Here is a 23,817-nt window from a genome sequence, read left to right as displayed (position 1 = left end):
GCGACCGGACGCGGCGCGGGAGGAGTGATTGGTTAACCTCTCGGGCATGAATTCCTCATTTTCGGGATAAATGTCCCATCATGAAAACATCACATTGCCGCCGACCATACCCGCGCGGCAGGTGGCCGCACTTCTCCATAAATGCGGTAAATAATCGTGGTCGTCTCCCGAATTCCGCTGCTAATCTGCGAATGTCCGCCTTTCGGCGAAAACGCGATTACCCAGCCAGGAAAGGACCGCCTCGGCCATGGTCGCCGTCATCACCGCAGCTCCGCGGACCGGCACGGTCTTCGCCGGATTCGCCGCGTACGGCGCATTGTGGGGCCCGTACCTTTCGATGTTGCCGGACGTCCGCCACGCCACCGGCGCGGGCGAGGCGCAACTCGGTGCCGCGTTGCTGATCGGCGCGCTCGCGGCGATGCCCGCCATGTTCGCGATCGGCAAGCTGCTCGACCGGTTCGGCCGCCCGGTGGCCGTCGCGACCTTCGCCGGATTCGCGCTCATCGCACCGATGCCCGCACTCGCCGGATCCGTTCCAGGCTTGTTCCTGACCTTGGGATTGTTCGGATTCGGATCCGGTGCCTGCAATGTCGTCGTGGTCGCGCTGGCGGCGTCCGCCGAAGCAGGCGACGGGCCACGCGTCATGAACCGCGCGCACGCGTTGTTCAGCGTCGGCCTGCTGACGTGCAGCCTCGGCACCGGGGCGGCGCGGAGCGCGGGTGTCCCCGCCGAGGCGATCGCGCTGACGCTTTCGACGCTGGTCGTGATCGGCGCGGTCGCGGCGAGGAACTCCGTGCCGGGACGGCTGGTGCGGCAGGGCCGCGAACCGGGAAAGCGGTTGCGGCTCGGCTCGGCGGTCCTGCTGCTGTGCCTGCTCGCCGCGCTCGCCGTGGCCGTGGAAAGCGGGGTTCAGCAGTGGAGCGCGGTGTTCCTGGCCGATGTCACCCGCGCACCGGTCGGGATCTCCGCCGCCGCGCCCGGCATCTTCGCCGCGGGCATGGCACTGGGCAGGCTCGGCGGGCACTGGCTGTCCGGCCGCGCGTCGGACCGCCTGGTGCTGCTCGCCTCCGGCGCGCTCTCCGGGGTGGGCGTACTACTGCTTTCCCTTGCCGACGCGCCGGTCCACGGCCTGATCGGCACCGCCGTGGTGGGCGGCGCGATCTCGGTCTCGACACCCACCGTCTACGGGCTGATCGGACGCGGCGCGACGGCGGAGGACCGCGGCGCGGTGATCGGCTCGGCCGCGTCGCTGGCCAGCGTCGGCCTGTTGCTCGGCCCGGCCGTGGTCGGCCAGATCGCCGGCCACACCGACCTACGGGTCGCCATCGCGGCCTTGTCCGTGGCCTCGGTCGCGGTCTGCCTGCTCGCCCTGCGCGTGCCCGCCCGGAACGACTGATCGGAGGAGGGACCAGATGGCCGACGTGACAGGAGGTCGTGGAGGCTCGGATTTCGCCGAGGGACGGCATCGGCGGCTACTCGTCGGGGACGACGTCCCTGCCGGGTGCCCTATCAGTTCCCGCCCGCGCGACGGGCGGCGTGAATGGCTGGTGAGCAGCTATTCCGATGCGCGCGAATTCCTGCGTGACAAGCGGTTCAGCCGGGCCGTGCTGGCCGAGACGACCCATCCGCGTGGCCCCGCCACCCGGATGTCGGTGACCGATCTCGACCCGCCACGGCACACCCGGATCCGGAAGCTGATCGGCGGCGCGTTCTCCGCGCGCCGGGCGGAGCAGCTGCGCGGCTACGTGGAAACCGCCGCCACCGACCTGCTCGACAGGCTGATCGCGGCGGGCCCCACCGCGGACCTGCTCGCGGATTTCTGCGCCCCGCTGACCTTCAGCGCGCAGGCCGAGTTGCTGGGGGTGCCGCGGTCGCGGCGCGACGCCGTCCGCAAACGCGCGAACGCGCGCCTCGGGAAGCCAGGTTCCCCGCGATCCGCCGTCTACCAGGGCGAACTGCTGCTGCACGACGAGGTCGCGATGATGCTCGCCGACACCGAGGACCCGCCGTCCGGGCTGATGGCGGAACTCATCGAGGCGCACCGCTCGGGGGAGCTCGACGAAAGCGAGCTGACCGGCCTGGCGGCTTCGCTGTTCTTCGACGGGCACGCGCTGGCGGCCGCGCAGATCACCAACACGGTGCTGTGCGTGATCTCCCGGCCGGGACTGCTGGCCGAGCTGGACTCGGACCCGGCGGTGCTGGACGCCACCGTCGAGGAAGCCCTGCGCTACAGCCCCGCGGTGAACTTCAGCATGACGCGGATCGCGACGGAGGACGTCACCCTCGCCGGCACGCGGATCGAACCCGGCGACCTGGTGACCGCGCTGCTGCCGGTGGTCAACCGCGACGAGGACGTCTTCGCCGAACCGGACCGGTTCGCGATGGACCGCAACGGCAGGCACCTGTCCTTCGGGCACGGCACGCACCACTGCATCGGCGCCCACCTCGCGCGGGTCGAGGTCCAGTCGGCGCTGCGCGCGCTTTCCCGCCGCGCACCGGAACTGGCGCTCGCCGTACCCGAATCGTCCCTGGCCTGGACGGTCTCGCCGACGATGCGCGCATTATCGGCGCTGCCGGTCCGCTGGAGCTCTTCCGTCGTGCTCGATCCTTTGGAGCGTCACGAGCGGCAGTGGGAGGATCGGCCCGCGGCCTGAACTCAGGCTTCCGGCTAACGAAGGAGTTCTCATGCGTGAAATCGCCGCGGGATTGTTCATGTCGCTGGACGGGGTGGCGGAACGGCCCGACCGCTGGATGGGCCAGTACTGGTCGGACGAAATGAGCGAAGGCATCGCCGAGAGCCTCGCCGCCTCGGACGCCATTCTGATGGGCAAGGACACCTACCTGGCTTTCGAGCAGATGTGGAAGCCGCAGGGGGACAGCAACCCGATGGCGGCGTTCCTCAACGGCACGCACAAATACGTCGTTTCTTCGACGCTCGACGAAGCGACGCTGACCTGGCCGGACACGAGCCTGATCACCGGCGACATCGCGGGCGAGATCACCCGGCTGAAGGAAGCCCCCGGCAAGACGATCCGCGTGCCGGGAAGCCCGAAACTGGTGAGCTGGCTGCTCGCCGAGGACCTGCTGGACGAGCTGGCGCTCAACATCATGCCGCTGGTTGCCGGCGAGGGAGCACGGCTGTTCGACGGCGTCGGCAAGGAGATCCCGCTGACCCTGACGAAGTCGAATTCGCTGAAGACCGGCGTCATCGGAGCCGTCTACAACCGGGCCGGCTGAATTCGCGGAAATCGCCGACGTGAAAAATTCATTATCACGTCGTGACGAAAACATACCCCGATCGCACGTGAATGGACTACCGGGGAAGCATCGGCACTGCGATACTGGCGAGCAGGCGCGATCATTCACGCGCGACGGCGAGGAAAGGACCTTCTGTGACTGCCGCAGCCCGCAAGACCAAGCAACCGGCGGGTGAGGGAATCCGCGTCACCGGCGCTCACGAGAACAATCTGAAGGATGTCTCCCTCGAGCTCCCGAAGAACCAGATCACGGTTTTCGTCGGGGTGTCGGGTTCCGGGAAGTCCTCCGTCGTCTTCGACACGATCGCCGTCGAGGCGCAGCGTCAGCTGAACGCCACCTTCCCCTGGTTCATCCGCAACCAGCTGCCCAAACACGAACGACCGCATGTGGACAGCATCGAGAACCTGACCACCCCGGTCGTGGTCGACCAGCGCCCGCTGGGCGGGAACGCGCGCTCGACGGTCGGCACGGTCGCCGACATCCACCCGCTGCTGCGGGTGTTGTTCTCGCGTCAGGGAAAGCCCAGCGCGGGCAACCCGTCGCTGTACTCGTTCAACGACCCCAACGGGATGTGTCCCGACTGTGAGGGCATCGGGCGCGCGCTGCGTCCGGACCCCGAGCTGATGCTCGACATGACGAAGTCGCTCGACGAGGGCGCGATCCTGGTGCCGGGCTATCCGGTCGGCAGCCCGGGTTGGCAGTTCTACGCCAACCACGACGCCATCAACCCGGCCAAGAAGCTCAGCAAGTACACCGCGAAGGAGATGGACACCCTTCTGCACGGCAAGGAGGGCAAGGTCCAGCTCACCTTCAAGAACGGCAAGACGCAGACGCTGACGTTCGAGGGACTGGTCGCGAACTTCACCCGGCGACACCTCAAACGCGACACCGGGTCGATGAGCGAGAAGACCCGCGCCCAGGCGGAGAAGTTCATCACCGAGGGGCCTTGCCCGGCCTGCCGCGGCGGACGGCTGAGCGAGGCCGCGCTGGCGACCAAACTGGCGGGCAAGAACATCGCGCAGTGGTGCGAGCTGCAGATCACCGATCTGATCGAGCTGATCCGGTCCATCAAGGACAAGCAGACCAGCGCGATGGCGCAAGGCGTGCTGGCCGCGCTCGAGCGCATCGAGGCGATCGGCCTCGGCTACCTTTCGCTGGACCGCGCGACGACGTCGCTGTCCGGCGGTGAAGGGCAGCGGCTCAAGCTGGTCAAGCACCTTGGCAGCGACCTGACCGGGCTGACGTACATCTTCGACGAGCCCAGCGTCGGCCTGCACCCCCGTGACGTCGGCAGGCTCAACGACCTGCTGCGGGCGTTGCGGGACAAGGGAAACACCATCCTGGTGGTCGAACACGACCCGGACGTCATCGAGATCGCCGACCACGTGGTCGAAATCGGTCCGCGCGCGGGCGTGCACGGCGGCGAGGTCGTCTTCCAGGGGACGTACCGGCAGCTGCGCGCCGGCAAGACGCTGACCGGCGCCGGGCTCGCACGCGCCGGTGTCGTCAAGACGGATCCGCGGCCTGCCAAGGGAAAACTGCCGATCAAACGGGCTTCACTGCACAACCTGAAGAACGTCTCGGTCGACATCCCGACCGGCGTGCTCACGGCAGTCACCGGGGTCGCGGGTTCGGGCAAGAGCTCGTTGATCTCCGGTGTCTTCCGCGAGGCACATCCGGACGCGATCTTCGTGGACCAGACGGCGATCGCGGCGTCCTCCCGATCGACGCCGGCGACGTACCTCGGCCTGATGGACCCGGTGCGCAAGCTCTTCGCGAAGGCGAGCGGCGCGAACGCGGCGTTGTTCAGCTTCAACTCCCAGGGCGCCTGCGAGGAATGCCAGGGCCGCGGCGTGCTGATCACCGAAGTGTCCTATATGGACCCGATCACGACACACTGCGAAAGCTGCGACGGGCGGCGATTCAAGGACGAGGTGCTCGCGCACAAGCTGCGTGGCAAGTCGATCGCCGACGTGCTGGAACTGTCGGCCGAGCAGGCGGCGGAGTACTTCACCGAGGCACCGGTGCTGGCGAAGGTGAACGCGCTGATCGAGACCGGGCTCGGCTACCTTGGGCTGGGGCAGGCGCTGAGCACGCTGTCCGGTGGTGAACGCCAGCGGATCAAGCTGGCGGACCGGCTTTCCGGCGGCGGTAACGTCTACATCCTCGACGAGCCGACCACCGGCCTGCACATGACCGACATCGACATGCTGCTCGGCCTGCTCAACGGCATGGTCGACGCGGGCAACACGGTGGTGGTGGTCGAGCACAACCTGGCGGTGATCGAGCAGGCCGACTGGATCATCGACCTCGGCCCCGGCGGCGGCAAGAATGGCGGCGAGATCGTCTTCACCGGCCCGCCCGAGAAACTCCTGACCGCGGAGAGCTCGCTGACCGGTGAGTACCTCAAGCGCTACCAACAGGCCTAGGCCTCTCGGCTGAAGGGGACGTCCCGCGTGGGGCGTCCCCTTCAGCGCGTTCCGCGCAGGATGCGAGACGCCGCACGCCGCCGGAATCCGCCATGCTGGGAGCCGGTTCGGTGAGGAGGCTCGGATGGCGGTGCGGCTGGAGCTGACCGGCGGGCTGGAATGGCTGGATTCGATTCCGGAAAGCGAACGGGCGACGGTTTTCACCGCGTTGTTCGCCATCTGCGACGGATCCGCGTTCCTGACCTACGGCGTTTTCAAGGTCGGCGGCGGCCCCGACCGATTCCTGCTGACCGTGGCGCCCGAACTCGCGATCCGGATCCGGATCGATTGGGCGCGTTCGGAGTTCGAGCTGCTCGGGTTCACCACGAAGGCCCTCTACTGGCCGCAGGAGCTGGACGCGCTGTGAAAGCCGATTCCGTTGCGGCATCCGGCTGCGGACAATGACGTGACCGGCGTCCCCCGATCGCCGCACCGGAAAGCGTATTCCAGGAAATCACCGCGGGGGTTGAGATTGCCGTAGAATCACGGCGGAGCCACTGAACTGGGGTGCGAGGTGCTTCGTGGTGATCAAAGTGCTGCTTGCCGAAGATATGCACATGGTCCGTGGTGCGCTCGTCGCGCTGCTGAACCTGGAATCCGACATCGAGGTCGTCGCCCAAGTCGCTTCGGGTGACCAGATCCTCCCGACCGCGAAGTCCGTCCAGCCCGACGTCGCGGTCATCGACATCGACCTGCCGGGCAAGGACGGACTGACCGCCGCCAGGGAGATCCGCGAAAGCCTGCCCGGCTGCCACACGCTGATCCTCACCAGCCTCGGCCGCCCGGGCACCGTCCGGCGCGCGCTCGACGCGAAGGTGAACGGCTTCCTGCTCAAGGACGCGCCGTCGGACAAACTGGCCAACGCCGTGCGATCCGTCGCACTCGGACGGCGCGTGATCGACAGCGAACTCGCGCTGGCCGCCTGGGAAACCGACGACTGCCCGCTGACCACACGCGAAATCGAGATCCTGCGGGTGACCGCACTCGGGCGCAACGTCGCCGACATCGCGGCCGAGCTTTTTCTTTCTCCCGGGACGGTCCGGAACTACCTGGCCGCGATCGTCACCAAACTCAACGCCCGCAACCGAGTCCACGCGATCCGCATCGCCACCGATGCCGAATGGCTGTGACCCTCTTGAGTGGCGGGGTTGCTTGGGGCGCCGGCTGCGGGCGGGGCCGCCGGTGCGGGGTTCTCAATGTCGCATCTGGGACGCTGAGCGTCTCCAATGCGACTTTGGGGACCTGGCGCTTTCGCGACGCGATGCCGGGCCCGGATGGGTGTGCCTTCGCGACGATGGAGGATTTGGGAGACTGAACTCCATCGTCAGCTCTGCGGGTAGTCGTGAGCCCTTCGCTCCGCCGCCCCAACCCCGGCGAACTCGGTCGATCGCGCGGCGGCGGCCATTTCGTTCCTGATCCAACGAACGGCACGAAAGAATCGTCCCACCATTCAACGATAGATCCCCGGGATATTCACGGGCGAATCAGCCGAGCCGTCGTTCGACCGGTTCCTGCGGTTCCTTCCGCCCGAGGGGGTCCAGACCAGGTTGCGCGGACGACGTGCTCCCGTCAAGCGACTTACGGCGCCTGTCGAGTTTGCCTTACCCCTCAAGGGTTCTGCCCGGCGTCGACGGCAACGCACAGTGACGGCGAACTCAACGACACCGCACGGAACCCACCAAGCCGCCGAGTCCGTGGTCGAACACCTAGGCGACCAGCAGTGAGCCACCGCGGCTCGACTGGCGGCACTTGACAACCACTCCCGCCCGCTTGAATAGTGGCAAAGGTTTGACATTCACCAAGTGCTCTGGGGGCTAGAAGATGTTAAACTGGCATAAGGAGAAAACTGCGGACGGCACGCAGATCCCCACCGCCAGGAGGGAAGGTGAGTGGGCCTCCGCGGGCTCGGATCCGCCGCTGGGCGAGGTCGTCGAGGTATCGCTCGACGAGTTGTCCGTGGAAGATTCCCCGAGGGCGGCGGGGGTTGATCTGGCGTACGCGCGGGTGCTCGCCGAAACGGACGCCCCGCTTCCGCCGATTCTCGTGCACCGTTCCACGATGCGAGTGATCGACGGCACACATCGGTTGCAGGCGGCGCGGCTGAAGAACGCCACCGTGATCAACGCGCGGTTCTTCGACGGCGACGAGCAGGCCGCGTTCATCCTCGGGGTGAAGTCGAACATCGCGCACGGTCTGCCGCTTTCCCTCGCCGACCGCAAGACCGCCGCCTGCCGGATTCTCGACGTCCGCCCGCACTGGTCCGACCGCGCGATCGCGGCGGTCACGGGCCTGTCGCACAAGACGGTCGGCAAGTTGCGCCGTCGTTCGAGTGGGGAAGTTCCCCAGTCGAACGCCCACGTCGGCCGGGACGGACGCCTCCGGGCGCTGGACCCGACACAGGGACGGCGGCGCGCTCACGAGCTGATTTCGAGCAATCCCACCGCCTCGATCCGGGAAATCGCGCGCGGCGCGGGGATTTCCCTCGCGACGGCGCACGACGTGCGCCATCGGCACCGCCACGGCGAGGTTTCGTCACCCACGGCGACACCGGGCGAGGCCCCGGCACGTACCTCGGCGAGGCCGCGCCTCCGGCAGGCCGAAGCCGGCGACCCCGGCACGACACCGGGCGCCGACAATCAAGCGGCGGTGGAGCGGCTCCGCTCGGATCCCACCATTCGCTACACCGAGTCCGGGCGCACCTTGGTGCGTTTGCTCGACGGTCATCTGAACGACCGCGACGAGTGGGATCAAGTGGCCAGGAACATCCCTGAACACCGGTTGGAATTGATCTCCGAACTCGCCAAGGCGCGGGCGGAGGACTGGCGGCAGTTCGCGGAACTCCTCCAGAAGCGCAAGCGCTGATCCGACCAGAAGGGGCTTTCCACGCACACGATGCGCGGGAAGCCCCTTTTTCGTGGAAAACAAAGAACACCGGCGACGCGGACGGTTGCGGATCGCGGACGCTTCGAGACACAATGGAGTCACTGGGCGGAACGGCGGAGCGCACACTGTGGTGCTTTTCTCTGCCGCACCAACGTAAACAGGCCTGAAACCACCGGCCTGGTCCGCCGCGCCCGATCGCGGCGGAAACACCTTGAGAAATCATCCATTCGCGCCCGTATGCGCGGATTCAGCAAAGGGGACACATGAACGCGGAAGACGCGCGGACGGAATTGCGTCAGCAGATTTTCTCCCTCCTGTCCGAAGTCGCAGGCGGCGTTCTGGAAAACCAGACCATCGAGGCGGACACGGAGTTCCCCGAGACGGGTATGAGCTCCATCGAGTACCTGGCGCTCATCGAGAAGATCGAGACGAAGCTCGACGTGTTCATCGACCTCGAAGAGAACGAGGATCTGACCACTGTGGACAAGTTCTGCGACTACCTGCTGGAGCAGGTCCCGTCGGCCTGAGCCCTTTCCCCGGACCCAAGATCAGGAGTTCCCGTCATCATGCACACCAAGGCCTTCGGCTGCTTCCTGCCTCCCTTCCACGACCCTTCGGTCAGCCCGCACGCGTCGCTGAAGCGCGACATCGAGCTGTGCGGCCTGGTCGACGACCTGGGTTTCGACGAGATCTGGCTCGGCGAGCACCATTCCAGCGGCTGGAGCACGCTCAGCTCCCCTGAGATGCTGATGGCGGCGCTGGCCCGCGAGACGCGCCGCATCCACTTCGCCACCGGCGTGATCCCGCTTCCGTATCACCATCCCCTGCATGTCGCGGAACGGATCGTGCTGCTCGATCACCTCACCGCCGGGCGGGCGATCCTGGGTGTCGGGACCGGGACGTACGTCCACGACATGGAAATGATCGGGGTGGACCCTGCCTCGGTCCGCGATCACTTCCGGGCCGCACTGGCGACGGTGCAAGCGCTTCTCAACGGCGAGACGGTCAACACCACGACACCGTGGTTCACCGCGAAGAAGGCAGTCCTGCAGCTCCAGCCACTCAGGGGCGCGGGCACCATCGAGACCGTCGTCGCGTCTTCGCTCAGCCCGGCCGGGATCGAGCTCCTGACCGACACCGCGACGACCCCGACCGTCCACGTGGCACCGCCGTGGGGCTCCATCCGGCCCGGTATGGACCCGGATCCGATCGGCGCGCTGACCGAGCGCGTCGAGTCGTACCGGAACAAGTCCGCCGGCGGGACGCGGGTCCGGTGCAACGTCTTCGTCCACATCGCCGACTCCCCCGCCGCTGGCGTGGAAGAACTGCTCGAAGGATTCTCCGCGCTGCGCCGCGGCCTGTACCGCAACACCTTGGGCATGCCCATCCCGGATTCCCCCGTCGCGCACCGCAAGACGTTGCAGAACCTCGTCGACACGGGCGGATTCATCGTCGGCGACGCAGCGACCTGCGCCGCCCGGATCCGCGATCTCCTCGACCGCGTCGGTGACCCGGTGTCGCTGAACTTCTTCGTCCCCAGGTGGGTTTCGCACCAGGCGACCCTCGAACAGCTGACCGGGCTCGCGCACGAGGTCCTGCCCGCCCTCACCGGCGGATACGACGGCACCACCGAGTCCATCCGGCTGACCTCGGAAGAAGCCGCCCGTCAGCTGAAGTCCCGGACCGAGCTGGTCGGAAACGGAGGCGACAAATGAGCCCCACCACGGTGAAGCTGGACTTCAGCTCCGACGAGTTCCTCGCCGACCCTTGGCCCATCTACAAAGAGCTCCGGCGCTCGGAGCCGGTGTACTGGTCGGAGGCGTTCAACGCCTTCCTGGTCACCAGGTTCGAAGACGTGCAGAACCTGCTGTCGGATCGCGAGGTCGGCAGCGGCTTCCCGATGCGCAGCAGCAGGCGGCTGTTCGGCCGGACGCTGCTGGACACCGACGGCCCCCGCCATCGCGATCTGCGGAAGCTGTTCATGCCGCTGTTCGCCGGCGGGTCGGTGAAGCGGCTTCGCACGGAGATCCTCGTTCCCGCGGTGGACCAGGTCCTCGACTCGATCGAGGCCGAAATGGGGACCAAGAACGAGATCGACGTCGAGTTCATGGAGCGGGTCGCGGTCGGCGTGCCGTACGCGATGGTCACCCGGCTGTTCGGGTTGCCGCCGGAGGACGCGGCCTGGCTGCGCCCCCGGGTCCTTCCGCTGGCGGGCGCGATCGAGTTCCCGGCGACCTCGCTGGACTCGGCGCTCGCGGCCAAGGCGGAGCTGATCGAGTACCTCAAGGACAAGCTCGCCCGACGCCGTGAAGGCGACCGGATGCCGTTCCTCGACCTCGTCTTCCCGCCGGGCGAACCGCTCGACGAGTCCATGCTGGGCACGGCCACGCTGTTCCTGCTGGCCGGCACCGAGACGAGCGTCGCCACCATCGGCAAGATCATGTACGCGGTCCTGGCGCACAATGTCGACCTGTCGACACTGGCGGATCAGGAGTACCGCACGCAGGTTGTCCGCGAGACGCTGCGGTGGGAACCGCCGAGCCACACCATCCTCAGGTACGCGACCAGGGACCTGAACCTGCACGGGGTGGACATCCCGCGCCGGTCCGCGCTGCTGCTCTCGCTGGGCAGCGCCAGCCGCGACGAGAACGCCTTCGAGGAGCCGGATTCCTGGCGTCCGGAGCGGACCGACCAGCGGCTCCTGGCCTTTTCGGCGGGTCCGCACACCTGCCTGGGCATCCAGCTGGCCTTGGCGGAGTTCGACACGCTGTTCGAGCGGTTGTCGCAGCGGTTCGGCGGCGTCCGGCTCAGCGGTTCGCTCGACGGTGTCCGGCAGGGTTTCTGGCGCCTGCGGGAGCGGGGCCACATCTTCCGGCGGCCCGATCACCTTCATGTCCGGCTGGAGCGCAAACGCGCGGGGAGCAGCGAGGCCGATGCCTGATGTGCTCGCCGCTCCCTACGAGCTGAAGACCGAGCTCGCGGTCGAGCCCTCCGAGTACCGTCGCGCGGCACTGGTGCTGGCCGCGTTCGCGGTGACCCTGTGCCGGTGGACGGCGGCGGGCGAGGCCGCGATCTCGGTCGCGGGGAGGGTGATCCGGGTCCGGGTCGACGACGGGGCGTGGATCGAAGACTTCCTGGGGTCGGTCCACCCGGTCGGCGTCGTCGAAGACGGGCCGGTGGATCTCGTGCTCAGTTCCCTGCACGGGGATCTGCGCTCCGGTGAGGTCCGGTTCGTCACCGAGGTGCCGGGCTCCGAGCACGGGTTCGTCGATGACGTCGCCGCCGCCGTGAACGAGCTGACTTCCCTCGATGGTTCGCTAGAGGACGTTCGCTGCATCGCGCCGGAACGCCGTCGCCTCCTCGACGGGCTGGTCGGCGCGGACGCGCCTGCGGCGGGCATCGAAAGCCTGTTCCTGGAACAGGTCGAGCTCCGGCCGCAGGCGGTCGCGGTCCGCGACGCGAGCACCGAGCTGACGTACGGACAGCTCGCGCTGGCCGCCGGCGAGTACGCCGGTGTGCTGCGGCGGGCCGGGGTCCGGCCCGGTGACACGGTGCTCGTCGCGACCCGGCGGTCCGTCGGCGAGATCGTGGCGCTGGTCGCGGGCGCCCGCACCGGCGCCGCGTACGCGGGATTCGACGAAGACGCGCCCGAAGCACGGCTGGCACGGATCGTCGGCAAGCTGGCGCCCGCGGCAGTGGTGGTCGACGCCGCCTCGGCGGGCCATCCCGTCTTGCGAGAGCTCGTCCGGGTCGATTCCTGGCTCCCTGGAACGGAAATCGACACCGCCACCGAGCCGACAGTGCCAGACGATCCGGGCCGGACCGCGTACATCGCGTTCACCTCCGGATCCACCGGCGAACCGAAGGGTGTCGTCGTCCCGCATCGCGCGGTCACGCGGCTGGCGCGGACGCCGGAGCTCCAGATGCGCCCCGGTGATCGGGTGCTGCGGATGGCGCCGCTGGCGTTCGACGCGTCGACGTACGAGATCTGGGTGACCTTGCTCAACGGCGCGACGCTGGAGGCCTTCCCCGGACGGCTTCCGACGGTCCGGAAGCTCGAAAAGTTCTTCAGCGAACGGGAAGTCACGGTCGCCTGGCTGACCGCCAGCCTGTTCCGGCTGGTCGTCAAGTCACGGCCGCAGGCACTCGCCGGACTCCGCTGGCTCTTGAGCGGCGGCGAGGTCGTCCCGCACGACGCGGCCGCGCAAGTCCTCGAGTCGTACCCCGGTCTGGTGCTCACCAACGGATACGGGCCCACCGAGAACACCACCTTCACGACCACGCACACCGTGCGCGGCAGCGCGGAGATCGACGGCCCGCTGCCCATCGGCAGGCCGATCGCCGGTACCAGGGTCTTCGTTCTCGACCGGAACGCGCGTCTCGTGCCTCCCGGCGGGATCGGCGAACTGTACGCGGCCGGAGCGGGGTTGGCCGACGGCTATCTCGACGACGAGACCGAAACGGGCAAGCGGTTCGGCCACTTCTCCCCGGACGTGGACGAACGCCTGTACCGCACGGGTGATCTGGTCCGGCTCGACCCGAACGGCGACGTGCTCTTCCTCGGCCGCGCGGACAAGCAGATCAAACTCGACGGCCACCGCATCGAGACCGAGGAGATCGGCACCATCCTCGCCGGTCACTCCGGTCTCCGCGACGCCGTGATCGTCGTCGCCCGGCAGCCGGGCCAAAGCCCTCAGCTCGTGGCGGCCGTCGTCGCGCACCCCGGGCAGGACACGGATTTCCGCTCCCTGCGCGCGTTCCTGTCACAACAGCTGCCGAGCTACGCGATACCCGCCCGCTGGGTGGTGGTCGACGAGCTCCCGCTCACCCGCAACGGGAAAGTCGACGAAAAAGCCCTGATCGAAGCAGCGACGGACCGCGAGGTCGTCGCCCCCCAACGAGCGAACGCCGGATGAAGGAGAAGTCGATGAGGTTGTCGCTCGGACAGGAGCGGCTGTGGCTGGTGCAGCAACTCGACCGGACCAGCGCCGCGTACAACATCCCGATCGTCCTCCGGTTCCACGACGGCGTCGATTTCGAAGCGCTTGACAGGGCACTCGGCGGGCTCGTCGACCGTCATCCGGTACTCCGCTGGCGGTTCGTCGTGGACGCGTCGGGGACCCCCGCGGCCGTACCGACCCCGGGCTTCCGCATCCCGGTGGCGCGGCGGACCGCGGGGCCGGGCGAGAACGAGTGGCAGAAGCACACCGCCGACCTGGTCAGCGAACCGTTCGACCTCGCGGCGGCACCGCCGGTTCGCGCGATGGTCGTCGAATGCGCCGACGGATCGGCCGTGCTGTGCCTGGTGAACCACCACATCATCACCGACGGGCGGTCCATCCAGATCGTGACCGAGGACATCGTCAGGCTCTACCGGTCGGAGACCCTCGCACCGCTCGACGTGACCTACGAGGAGTTCGTCGCGGTGCAGCGCGCCGGCACCGGCTCGGTGGCGGAGCATCTCGACTACTGGCGGCGTGAGCTCGACGGCTTCGAGCCGCTGCGGCTGCCGACGGACCGGCCGCGCACGGGTAATCCCGGCTTCGCGGGCGACCACGTCGATTTCGAGTTCCCCGCCGAGCTCACCAAGGCTTTCGGCGCCTTCGCCCTGCGGAATCGCTGCGCCCTCTCCAGTGCCATGGCCGCGGTGTTCCAGGCCCTGTTGTCCCTCCATTCGGGACAGGAGGACGTCACGATCGGCACGGTGCTCGCCGGTCGCGACGACCGCCGGTTCGCCGACGTCCTCGGCTTCTTCGTGAACACCGTGGTGCTGCGCACGCACATCACGCCGTCGATGTCGTTCCGCGAGCTGCTGAAGGTGGCGCGGACCAAGATGGTCGACGCCTACGCGCATCAGCAGGCGCCTTTCGACCAGGTGGTCGCCGAGGTCCGGCCAGAACGGGACGCGGGCCGCAACGCGATCTTCGACGTCGTGGTCGTGCACAACGGGGAACTCCCCACGCCCGGCGAGGGTGAGATCTCCAGCGTGCCGTGGGCGGGGGTCGCGACCCGGTTCGATCTGGAGCTGGTCACCCATCTGCAGGACGGCAAACTGCACGGTTCACTGGTGTTCCGCACCAGTCTTTTCGATCGCTCCACCGCCACACGGCTCGTCGGCAGGCTGGTCCGGCTCGTCGAACACACGCTGGAACATCCCGACGAGCCGATTTTCGAGGCGCTGCGCGGACAACTGGACTACTGGCGGAAACAGCTCGACGACGTACCCGCGGCGGTGGAACTGCCGACGGATCGCGCACGCCCGCCGATGGCGGCCTACCGCGGCGACTCGCTCCCCTTCACCGTGGATGCCGGCGTCGCCGAGAGCCTCCGCGAAGTGAGCGATCGTCACGGCGTCACGCCGTTCATGACGCTGCTGGCGACCTTCGACGTCGTCCTGTCCCGCTACGCGCGCACCACGGACGTGACGGTCGGCGTGCCGACGACCGAGCCGACGGCCGGGTTCGACGCCAAGATGCTGGTGCTGCGCACCGATCTTTCCGGCGATCCCACCTTCGCGGAGCTGCTGGGCCGTGTGCGGGAGACCACGCTCGGCGCGTACGCGAACCCGAACATCCCCTTCGAGCGTCTCGTCGAGGAACTGGCGCCCAGGCGGGACTTCAGCCGCACCCCGCTCACCCAGGTCGTGTTCCGGCTGGTGGACGGGCCGTTGGCGGACGTCTCGCCGGTCGGCACGAAAGCGGAACCGTTCGATCTCGAATGCCAGGTGGCGAGCCGGGACGGCGTGCTGGAAGCGCGGATCGACTACAACGCCGAACTGTTCGACCGGGTCACGATCGACCGCTTCACCGGGCACTTCCGGCAGCTGCTCGCGGCCGTCGTCGCCGAACCGGAGCGGCCGCTTTCGGCGTGGTCGATGATGGGCGATTCCGAGATCCGCCTGCTGACCGAGGACTGGAACGACACGACCAAGGCGTTGCCGTCCCCGGCGACCGTTCCCGCGGTGTTCGCCGAGCAGGTCCGCGTCCGTCCACAAGCGACAGCCCTGGTCTGCGGTGACGATTCCCTGACCTACGCCGAACTCGATGTCCGGTCCAACCGCCTCGCGCACCGGTTGCGTACCCTGGGCGCCGGGCCGGAAACGGTCATCGGCGTCTGCCTTCCCCGCTCGATCGGGCTGATCACCGCTCTGCTCGCGATCCTCAAGACCGGCGCCGCGTACCTGCCGATCGACCCCGGGTATCCCGAGGAACGCCAACGGCTTCTGCTCACCGACGGCGGAGCGCGGCTGGTGATCGCGACCGAGCTGATCGGCGACCCGACCCTCGACGAGGAGCCGGCGACCGCGCTGGAGACCGGGGTGGGGCCGCGCGATCTCGCGTACGTCATCTACACCTCCGGCTCGACCGGACGCCCGAAAGGCGTGGAAATCGAGCACCGGTCGATCATCCGGCTCGTCACCGGGCTGCCGGAGGGCATCCTCGGCCCGGACGAAGTGGTCCTGCACGCGTCGGCGATCTCCTTCGACGCCGCCACGTTCGAGATCTGGGGTGCCCTCCTCACCGGCGCCACCTGCGTCATCTCGACCGAACGGGTGCTCACCGCCCGGCCGCTCGCGAACGCGATCACCCGGCACCGGATCAGCACGGCGTGGCTGACCTCGTCGTTGTTCAACCACATCGTCGACGAGGACACCTCGGCGCTGAGCGGGCTTCGCCGTCTGCTCGTGGGCGGCGAAGCGCTGTCGGTCACCCATGTCCGCCGCGCCGCCGCCGCACTTCCCGGCACACGGCTCTTCAACGGCTACGGCCCCACCGAATGCACCACGTTCGCCACGTGTCACCCGATCCCCTCGCCTGTGCCCGAGGACGTCACCGGAATCCCCATCGGCCGTCCGCTCGGCAACACGCGCGTGTACGTCCTCGACGAGCGCGGCGAGCTCGCGCCGATCGGAGTGCCGGGAGAGCTCCACGTGGCCGGACCCGGTGTCGCACGGGGCTATCGAGGACAGCCGGAGCTCACCGAGGGGCAGTTCGTCCCTAACCGCCACGACACCACCAGCGACCGGTTGTACCGGACCGGCGACATCGTCCGGCACAACGCCGACGGCGACATCGAGTACCTCGGCCGCGTCGACGACCAGGTCAAGATCCGCGGCTTCCGCATCGAACCCCGCGAGATCGAAGCCGCACTTCTGTCCACAGAGGACATCTCGCAGGCCGCTGTCATCGCCCGTGAAGACGGCGCCGGACAGAAGAGGCTCGTCGCCTACGTAAAGGTGTCGGGCGCTCTCGACGACACCGCATTGCGTACTCGCCTGCGAAGCGTGCTGCCGGAGTACATGGTGCCGGCGGCATTCGTGTCGCTTCCCGAACTCCCGTTGACCATCAACGGAAAGCTGGATGTCCGGGCGCTCCCGGAACCTGCGGGCGAAACCAAGGCGGACGACACCGCTCCCCCGCGCAACCCGACCGAGGAGAAGCTGGCCGCGATCTGGGCCCAGGTCCTCGGCCGCGAGACCGTCGGCAGGGACGAAAGCTTCTTCGACGTCGGCGGACACTCGCTGAAGGCCGCGCAACTCGCCGTCCGGATCGGGGAGACCCTCCGGATCGACCTGCCGTTGCGGACGTTGTTCGAGCGGCCCACGATCGCGAAGCTGGCCGAAGAGATCAACGGCGAGCGGCGGACCGACGCCCGCTCGTTCGATCCCGAGGCCGTACTGCGCGGGGTCCTCCCGGACCAGCTGCCGCCACGCGAACCCGGTATTTCGGGGATCCTGCTCACGGGCGCCACCGGCTTCGTCGGGGCGTACCTGGTCCGCGAGTTGCTGGCACGGAAGAACGTGCGTGTGCACTGTCTCGTCCGCGCGGCCGACGAAGAGGCGGGATGGCAACGGCTGCGCGAGAACCTGGACCGCTACGGCCTGTCCGACGAGGTCGACCACGAGCGGATCACCGTCGTCCCCGGCGATCTCGCCGCGCCGGGACTCGGGCTCACCGCCGAGACCTTCGCGCGGCTCGCGGGCGAAATCGATCTGATCTGCCACAACGGCGCACGGGTCGACGCGCTCTCCAGTTATGAACAGCTCGCAGGCGCCAACGTGGACGGCACCCGCGAACTGATCCGGCTGGCGGCGACCACCCGGCTCAAGCGGCTTCAGTTCGTGTCGACCATCTCCGCCGGTGAGGAAAACGGGTCCCGCAGCGGTTACGCGGAGACCAAGTCGCACGCGGAGCAGCTGATCACCACCGCGCACGAGCGTGGGGTGCCGGCGGCGATCTACCGGCTGCCCCGGATCGTCGGTGACTCGCGCACCGGACAAGGGAACACGCGCGACATCATGCTGCGAGTCCTGCGGCTCATCCTCGAACTCGGCTGTGCACCCGACACCGAGATCGAGGAGCCGTGGATCGCGGTGGACGAAACGGCGGGCGCGCTCGCCCGGCTCGGCATGGAGGGGCAGCAGAGCGGCAGCCGGTTCGTGCTGGCGAGCAGGCGGCCGATGCGTCTCACACATCTGGTCGAACTCCTGCGGAGTACCGGCACGGAGATCGGCGTCCGGCCGGTGACGGACTGGCTTACGTTGCTGGAAGCCCATTCCCCCGAGGAACACGCCATCCTGAAGTTGCTTTTCGAGTCCACGTCGGACACTTCTGGTAACGGCGTGCCGAGCAGCGCGTTCGACTCGATCGTCGTGCCGAGCCCCGACGACGGCGCACTGCTTCGCTACGTAGACCGAATGCTCGTCCGGACCTCCGCAGAAGGGCTGTCGCGAAAATGACCAGTGAGAACCGGATAGCCCTGTACCGGTCTATGAAACAGATCCGGGAATTCGAAGAGCGCTGCCTGGCGATGGCCATCGCCGGTGAGATCGACGGCGGCATCCACCCGTACATCGGGCAGGAAGCGGTGGCCGTGGGCATCTGCGCGAACCTGACCGACCGGGACTTCATCACCAGCACGCACCGGGGACACGGGCACGTGCTGGCGAAGGGAGCGGATCCGCGCCGTCTGCTCGCCGAACTCCTCGGCACCCTCGAAGGGTTCAACAAGGGCCGCGGCGGGTCGATGCACGCCGCGGACATGAAGCTGGGCATCCTGGGCGCCAACGGGATCGTCGGCGCCGGCGGGGCGATCGCCTCCGGCGCCGCCTGGGCCGCGAAGGCCCGCGGGAACTCGGAGGTCGTCGTCAGCTTCTTCGGCGACGGGGCGATGAGCCAAGGTGTCCTGCTGGAAGCCTTCAACCTGGCCGCGATCTGGTCGCTGCCGGTGCTGTTCGTCTGCGAGAACAACATGTACGCGACGAGTCTCAAACTCGAATCGGGACTCGCGGGCGGCGCGGCACGGCGCGCGGAAGGCTTCGGGATGGTCGCGCGCACGGTCGACGGCATGGACGTCGAGGCGGTGGCGGAAGCCGCGGCGGAACTGGTCGAAGGGTGTCGCGCGGGCCGTGGTCCGGCGTTCCTGGAATGCCAGACGTATCGGTTCTTCGGGCATCACTCCGTGCTCGAACTCTTGGGCGTCGAGTTCCGCGACCCCGAGGAAGTGGCCCTGTGGCGCGAGCGGGATCCGATTCCCCTGCTGGGAAGTCAGCTCGGCGATGACGTCGTCGCCGAGATCGACGCCGCCGTGAAGAACGAAATCGACGAGGCGGTCGAGTTCGCGAGGAACGCCCCGTCGCCCGATCCGAAGGACGCATTGATGTACCTGTACGCGGGAACGACCGCCGTCCGGCCTGGGGTGATCCTGTGAGCGAGCTGCCTTCTCCGTCGAACTTCGGCTACATGCACGCGATGAACCTCGCCCTGCACGCCGAGATGGCGGCCGACGAAGACGTGTTCCTGCTCGGCGAAGACGTCGGCGTCGGCGCGAGCGGGGTCACCTCGGGGCTGCTGCCCCGGTTCGGCGCGGAGCGAGTGCTGGACACGCCGTTGTCCGAACAGGCCTTCACCAGTTTCGGGACCGGCGCGGCGATGGCGGGCAAGAGGCCCGTGATCGAATTCCAGATCTCCTCGCTGATCTACCTGGTCTTCGAGCAGATCGTGAACCAGGCCCACAAGTTCTCCCTGATGACCGGCGGGCAGGTGCAGATCCCCGTCACCTACCTCGTGTCCGGTTCGGGATCGCGGTTCGGCTGGGCGGGCCAGCATTCGGACAATCCGTACAGCCTGCTCGCCCACGCGGGGATCAAAACGGTCGTCCCCGGCCTGCCCGCGGACGCGTACGGGCTGCTGCGGTCGGCGATCCAGGATCCCGACCCGGTCGCCGTGTTCGCCCCGTCGTCGTTGCTGGGGGCGACGGATGTGGTCTACGCGGGCGAAGAGGACATCGTCCCGCTGGGCGAGGCGAACGTCGTCCGGGAGGGCGGCGACCTGACGGTGGTGGCGGTGGGCCAGCACGTCGGTACGGCGATCGAGGTCGCCGAGAGCCTCAGCGACCGGGCCGAGATCGAGATCATCGACCCGCGAACGGTGTACCCCTTCGATTGGGAATGCCTCCGCAAATCGGTCGACAAGACCGGGCGCCTGGTCGTGATCGACGACTCGAACCGCATGTGCGGGCTCGGGGCGGAGATCGTCGCGACGGCGGCCGAGGAGTTCGACCTGGTCGCACCGCCGAGGCGGGTGTGCCGCCCGGACGGCACCGTCATCCCGTACGCCCTCGCGCTCGACAAAGCCTTGGTGCCGGGACCCGAACAGCTGTTGGCCGCCATCAACGCGACGCTGAAATGAGGTGCCCGTGAACGAGATTTCGGACCGCTACCGCAGGACACAGGACGCCTTCGACGCCGTGCTCGCGGCCGTACCGGAGGACCGGTGGCACGCGGCGTCGGCGTGCGAACACTGGACGGTGCGAGACGTGACAGGTCACGTCATCTGGGGCCTGGAGGTGCTGCGGCAGCACGCGGGCGGCCAGGAATTCGCGGTGGAGAACGGGCCCGCGGGCTCCGAGAAGCCCGGTGAGCTGGCCGGTGACGACCCGCTCGCCGAATGGCGCGCAACCCGCTCCGCGACCGACGCCGTCGTCACCGACGAGATGCTTCTTCGGCCCGCCCCCACGTGGTACGTGGCCAACCGTCCCGATGCGACGGTCACCGACTACCTGGCCTTGCTGACCTTCGACACCCTGGTCCACACCTGGGACATCGGCTCCGCCCTCGGCGTGGACGTGCGCATGGACCCCGACCTCATCGCGCCGTCGTTCTCGCTCGCCCGGCTGATCATCAGCCGCACGCCGGGCACCTTCGGGCCCCGGGTGAAACCCCCCGCGGACGCCGACGCCCAAGCCCGCTTCCTCGCCTTCCTGGGCCGCTCGACCTGAGTTCCGCCTCCAATCACGCGAGTTCCGCCTCCAATCACGCGAGTTCCGTCTCCGATCACGTGAGTTCGGTCCTCCTTGAGGGATCCAGGTCCCTCAAGGAGGCCTTCACGGACTTCTGTCTCGCTTATGCTGCCCGGCGTGTACTCACCGATCCCCGTCCTGAACGAGCTGAAGGACCTCTACGACTCGGCCGGCGACTTCATCGCCGACGGCTTCGAGCTGCATGACTACGACGACAAGGACCGTTTCCCCAAGGAGCTGGACGACCCGGAGTTCCTGTCGCGCGTGATTCCCTTCGCCCAGGCGAACGGGAGCGGCTCGACTTACGCGATCTGGCGAACCGGCGACGAGACGGACCTCGCCCTGTCGCCCGTCGTGGTCTTCGGCGACGAGGGCGGTGAACAGGTCGTCGCCCGGGACTTCCGGGATTTCCTGCGGCTGCTGGGCTACGACGGTGAGGTCATGGTCGACCACGACTCGGCCGACTACTTCCGCGAGGAAGACGACGACCACAGCGGCTCGCACGAAGAGTTCGTCAAGTGGCTCCAGGATCGGGGCCTGACACCGGCCGAAGACCCGGACGCCATCGTGGCCGCCGCCAAGGAGGTCCACGGGGAGCGGTTCCGAGCATGGATCACGCCGTTCTACGAGCGGATCGGCTGGGCCTGACCCGAGGCACGCGTCAAGCCTTGAGTGTCCACAAGGGACACTTTCGAGCGGTGAAATGTCTGATTGATGGCTAGATATGCGGTTCTCGATGGGGGTCGTGAGTGGTAATGATCGTTAGAACGATCATTACCACTCACGAGCCCTTCACAAAACGCCCGAATCAGGCACTGCTACCTGGAAAGGTCCCCTGTGGACAGTCGAGAAGGTGTCAGGCCACTGTGACGAGCCCCCACCCGTAACCAGAACCCGAATCATCACCAGCCACTCACCTCACCGGCGGTTATGCGACTCCGTGAAGGCCTCCTTTCCTACCCTCAAGGTAGGAAAGGAGGCCCTCACTACTTCAGGGCCGGTCGCTGGGACGGCGCGGTGCCTGGAAGCCGAACTCGCGCAGCATTAGACCCTCTCACTTTTCCTCTTGACGCTAACCATTAGCTCGCTATAGCTACTAACCATAGCGATAGGCGCTAATCAGGCGACTCGCGAACAAGGGAGAAGGATCATGTTCGGCACCTCACGCCGTCGGCTCGCCCTGCTCACCGGCCCGCTGGCCCTCGCCGGCGTCCTCGACGCCACGGCACCCGCCCAAGCCCACGGCCACAAACCGGCTTCCCTTACCTGCCAGGAAAAAGACATCGACCGCGCCGCCAAGGTGCACTACCGGGCCGAGACCTTCATCAAGGCGCCGCTGCGCACCGTCTGGAACCTGCAGACCGACGTGGAGGCCTGGCCGTCGTGGCAGAACCCCGTCCTTCCCGTCACCATGAAACGCCTGGACCACGGCCCGTTCCGCAAGCATTCCCGGTTCCAGCGGACCATTCCCGTTCCGCCCGGCATGCCCTACCCGCCCGGCGACGTGACCATCGTTTCCACCGTCCGGCAGCTCCAGCCCGGCAAGTGCATCCGCTGGACCGGCCCCCAGGTCGACAAGGACGTGCCCAACTCCACCGAAATGCTCGGACAGGGCCTCGAAATCTGGCTGAATGATCTCAAGACGGCCGCCGGAAAGCGGTAGCGATGGTCCCTATGCTCACGGCATGGAGATCATCGGGCCGGACGACGCTCTTCCCGGACGCCGGATCCGGCGGGTCGCGGTGGCGGGTCCCGCCGGATCCGGCAAGTCGACGCTGGCGCGAACCCTGTGCGAGCGCATGGAGTTGCCGTTCGTCGAGTTCGAGTCCTTCTTCCACGCGCCGGGCTGGACGGTGCGGGAGACCTGGCAGGCCGACGTCCTGGAATTCCTCACCGGCGACGAGTGGGCCATCGAATGGCAGGGCGAAGAGGTTCGGGAGCGGATGACCGAGCGGTCGGACGTCCTCGTCTGGCTCGATCATCCCCGCGCCCTGACCGTGGCACGCACGGTCGTCCGGACGCTGAAACGTCGTGTGGGGCGCGGCTCGAAGATCGCCGGCGGCAACGTCGAAGGCCCTCTGTACACGTTCTTCACCGACGACGACCACATCGTCAAGCTCGCCTGGCGCTACCATTCGATCCTGCGCGCTCGCGTGCACAAGGTCATCGCCGAGAACCGGTATCCGGACCTCGTCGTCGTCCGCCTGCGGGGTCAGCGCCAGGTCGATCGCTGGCTCGACGGCCCCCTGGCCCGGAACCTCCGCTAGCGAAGATCGCGGACTCGCCAAACCACACCGAGCCCAGCATCGATCCGCTCCACCCTGAAACCCTCGCGCTCGTAGAAGGCTCCCGCACGTTCGTTGGCCACGAAATGTTCGATGTACAACCGTTCGGTGCCCGGCGGCAACTGTCCGATGAGGACGTCGAGCAGCCGCCTGCCCAACCCGCCACCTCGGTGACGAGGGTGCACGTACAGCTTGTAGATCACGTGCTCGGCACCGTCGAGTCCGCGCTGTCCGACGCCCACCAGGTGCCCGCCGTCGTCGGCGACCACCACCGAACCGCGGGCGACGGCGCCAGCGACGTTCGTCTCGTTCCACCACATCCGCACCTGCAGGGCAGCGGCTTCTTCGCCGATCAGTGGCGTGTAATGGGCTCGGACGTGTTCCTCGCCGAAGCGGCAGATGGCCATGACGTCGTCTCGATCGGCGTCCCGCACGACCGGTCCGGTTCCCATCGCGGTTCCTTCCAGGCTCTGGCCCGAACTACCACCACAGGAGGACCTTTCGGGCAATCCCTGATCATCCGGGTTGTCCGAACACCCGCGCGATGGTAACGATACGTGACGATCTCTGGCAGTTCCGCGGAGCGCCTCGTCGACCTCGCACCCCATCCGAACCGAGCCAAG

19 protein-coding genes are annotated in these 23,817 nt (G+C 67.8%); 18 read left to right on the top strand and 1 reads right to left on the bottom strand.

What is annotated here, in order from left to right; all coding sequences use genetic code 11:
• Nucleotides 1–247 precede the first annotated feature (247 nt).
• From DMH03_RS12165 to DMH03_RS12080, 18 genes are all read left to right on the top strand, one after another.
• Nucleotides 248–1,396 carry an MFS transporter gene (locus DMH03_RS12165; RefSeq protein ID WP_125792101.1) on the top strand — a complete coding sequence of 383 codons (1,149 nt, stop codon included), beginning with the start codon at nt 248–250 and terminating at the stop codon, nt 1,394–1,396.
• Nucleotides 1,397–1,412: 16 nt separating this feature from the next.
• A complete protein-coding gene (locus DMH03_RS12160; protein ID WP_125792100.1) occupies nt 1,413–2,654 on the top strand; it encodes a cytochrome P450 in 1,242 nt (413 codons plus the stop codon).
• A gap of 31 nt (nt 2,655–2,685) precedes the next feature.
• Nucleotides 2,686–3,237 (top strand): dihydrofolate reductase family protein, encoded by a 552-nt coding sequence (locus DMH03_RS12155; protein WP_125792099.1) that lies wholly within the window; start codon nt 2,686–2,688, stop codon nt 3,235–3,237.
• Between the two features lie 155 nt (nt 3,238–3,392).
• Nucleotides 3,393–5,687, top strand: coding sequence for an excinuclease ABC subunit UvrA (locus tag DMH03_RS12150; protein ID WP_125792098.1), 2,295 nt, complete (start codon nt 3,393–3,395; stop codon nt 5,685–5,687).
• A gap of 124 nt (nt 5,688–5,811) precedes the next feature.
• The gene (locus DMH03_RS12145) at nt 5,812–6,093 is read left to right on the top strand and encodes a DUF6235 family protein (protein WP_125792097.1); all 282 of its coding nucleotides are present in this window, start codon (nt 5,812–5,814) and stop codon (nt 6,091–6,093) included.
• Nucleotides 6,094–6,247: 154 nt separating this feature from the next.
• Nucleotides 6,248–6,856 (top strand): DNA-binding response regulator, encoded by a 609-nt coding sequence (locus DMH03_RS12140; protein ID WP_199748844.1) that lies wholly within the window; start codon nt 6,248–6,250, stop codon nt 6,854–6,856.
• 691 nt (nt 6,857–7,547) lie between these two features.
• Entirely contained in the window at nt 7,548–8,588 is a 1,041-nt protein-coding gene (locus DMH03_RS12135) for a ParB/RepB/Spo0J family partition protein (RefSeq protein ID WP_125792096.1), read from the top strand.
• Between the two features lie 284 nt (nt 8,589–8,872).
• Nucleotides 8,873–9,136, top strand: coding sequence for an acyl carrier protein (locus DMH03_RS12130; RefSeq protein ID WP_125785211.1), 264 nt, complete (start codon nt 8,873–8,875; stop codon nt 9,134–9,136).
• A gap of 39 nt (nt 9,137–9,175) precedes the next feature.
• Entirely contained in the window at nt 9,176–10,324 is a 1,149-nt protein-coding gene (locus DMH03_RS12125) for an LLM class flavin-dependent oxidoreductase (protein ID WP_125792095.1), read from the top strand.
• Nucleotides 10,321–11,550, top strand: coding sequence for a cytochrome P450 (locus DMH03_RS12120; protein WP_125792094.1), 1,230 nt, complete (start codon nt 10,321–10,323; stop codon nt 11,548–11,550). The genes DMH03_RS12125 and DMH03_RS12120 overlap by 4 nt, the downstream gene beginning before the upstream one ends.
• Nucleotides 11,543–13,525 (top strand): amino acid adenylation domain-containing protein, encoded by a 1,983-nt coding sequence (locus tag DMH03_RS12115; protein ID WP_158633075.1) that lies wholly within the window; start codon nt 11,543–11,545, stop codon nt 13,523–13,525. The genes DMH03_RS12120 and DMH03_RS12115 overlap by 8 nt, the downstream gene beginning before the upstream one ends.
• 11 nt (nt 13,526–13,536) lie before the next feature.
• Nucleotides 13,537–18,348, top strand: a complete 4,812-nt coding sequence (locus tag DMH03_RS12110) for a non-ribosomal peptide synthetase (RefSeq protein ID WP_158633074.1) — start codon at nt 13,537–13,539, stop codon at nt 18,346–18,348.
• Nucleotides 18,345–19,319, top strand: a complete 975-nt coding sequence (locus DMH03_RS12105; RefSeq protein WP_125792091.1) for a thiamine pyrophosphate-dependent dehydrogenase E1 component subunit alpha — start codon at nt 18,345–18,347, stop codon at nt 19,317–19,319. The genes DMH03_RS12110 and DMH03_RS12105 overlap by 4 nt, the downstream gene beginning before the upstream one ends.
• Complete coding sequence (locus DMH03_RS12100; RefSeq protein ID WP_199748843.1) at nt 19,316–20,299, top strand: alpha-ketoacid dehydrogenase subunit beta; 984 nt, start codon at nt 19,316–19,318, stop codon at nt 20,297–20,299. Before DMH03_RS12105 ends, DMH03_RS12100 begins: the two co-directional genes overlap by 4 nt.
• Nucleotides 20,300–20,306: 7 nt before the next feature.
• Nucleotides 20,307–20,888, top strand: a complete 582-nt coding sequence (locus DMH03_RS12095) for a TIGR03086 family metal-binding protein (RefSeq protein ID WP_233611465.1) — start codon at nt 20,307–20,309, stop codon at nt 20,886–20,888.
• 138 nt (nt 20,889–21,026) lie between these two features.
• On the top strand, nt 21,027–21,557 hold the full coding sequence (locus DMH03_RS12090) for a hypothetical protein (protein WP_125792090.1): 531 nt from the start codon (nt 21,027–21,029) through the stop codon (nt 21,555–21,557).
• A 502-nt stretch (nt 21,558–22,059) separates the two neighbouring features.
• Nucleotides 22,060–22,572, top strand: coding sequence for an SRPBCC family protein (locus tag DMH03_RS12085; RefSeq protein ID WP_125792089.1), 513 nt, complete (start codon nt 22,060–22,062; stop codon nt 22,570–22,572).
• 22 nt (nt 22,573–22,594) lie between these two features.
• Entirely contained in the window at nt 22,595–23,176 is a 582-nt protein-coding gene (locus DMH03_RS12080; RefSeq protein ID WP_125792088.1) for a (d)CMP kinase, read from the top strand.
• On the opposite strand, the gene DMH03_RS12075 is transcribed toward DMH03_RS12080, so the two are convergent.
• Nucleotides 23,173–23,646, bottom strand: coding sequence for a GNAT family N-acetyltransferase (locus tag DMH03_RS12075; protein WP_125792087.1), 474 nt, complete (start codon nt 23,644–23,646; stop codon nt 23,173–23,175). The two genes, DMH03_RS12080 and DMH03_RS12075, sit on opposite strands and share 4 nt — an antisense overlap.
• Nucleotides 23,647–23,817: the final 171 nt, after the last annotated feature.

Origin of the sequence: Amycolatopsis sp. WAC 01376 (assembly GCF_003947415.1) — a bacterium.
Taxonomy (GTDB): Bacteria; Actinomycetota; Actinomycetes; order Mycobacteriales; family Pseudonocardiaceae; genus Amycolatopsis.
This window is presented reverse-complemented; position numbering and strand designations above follow the sequence as displayed.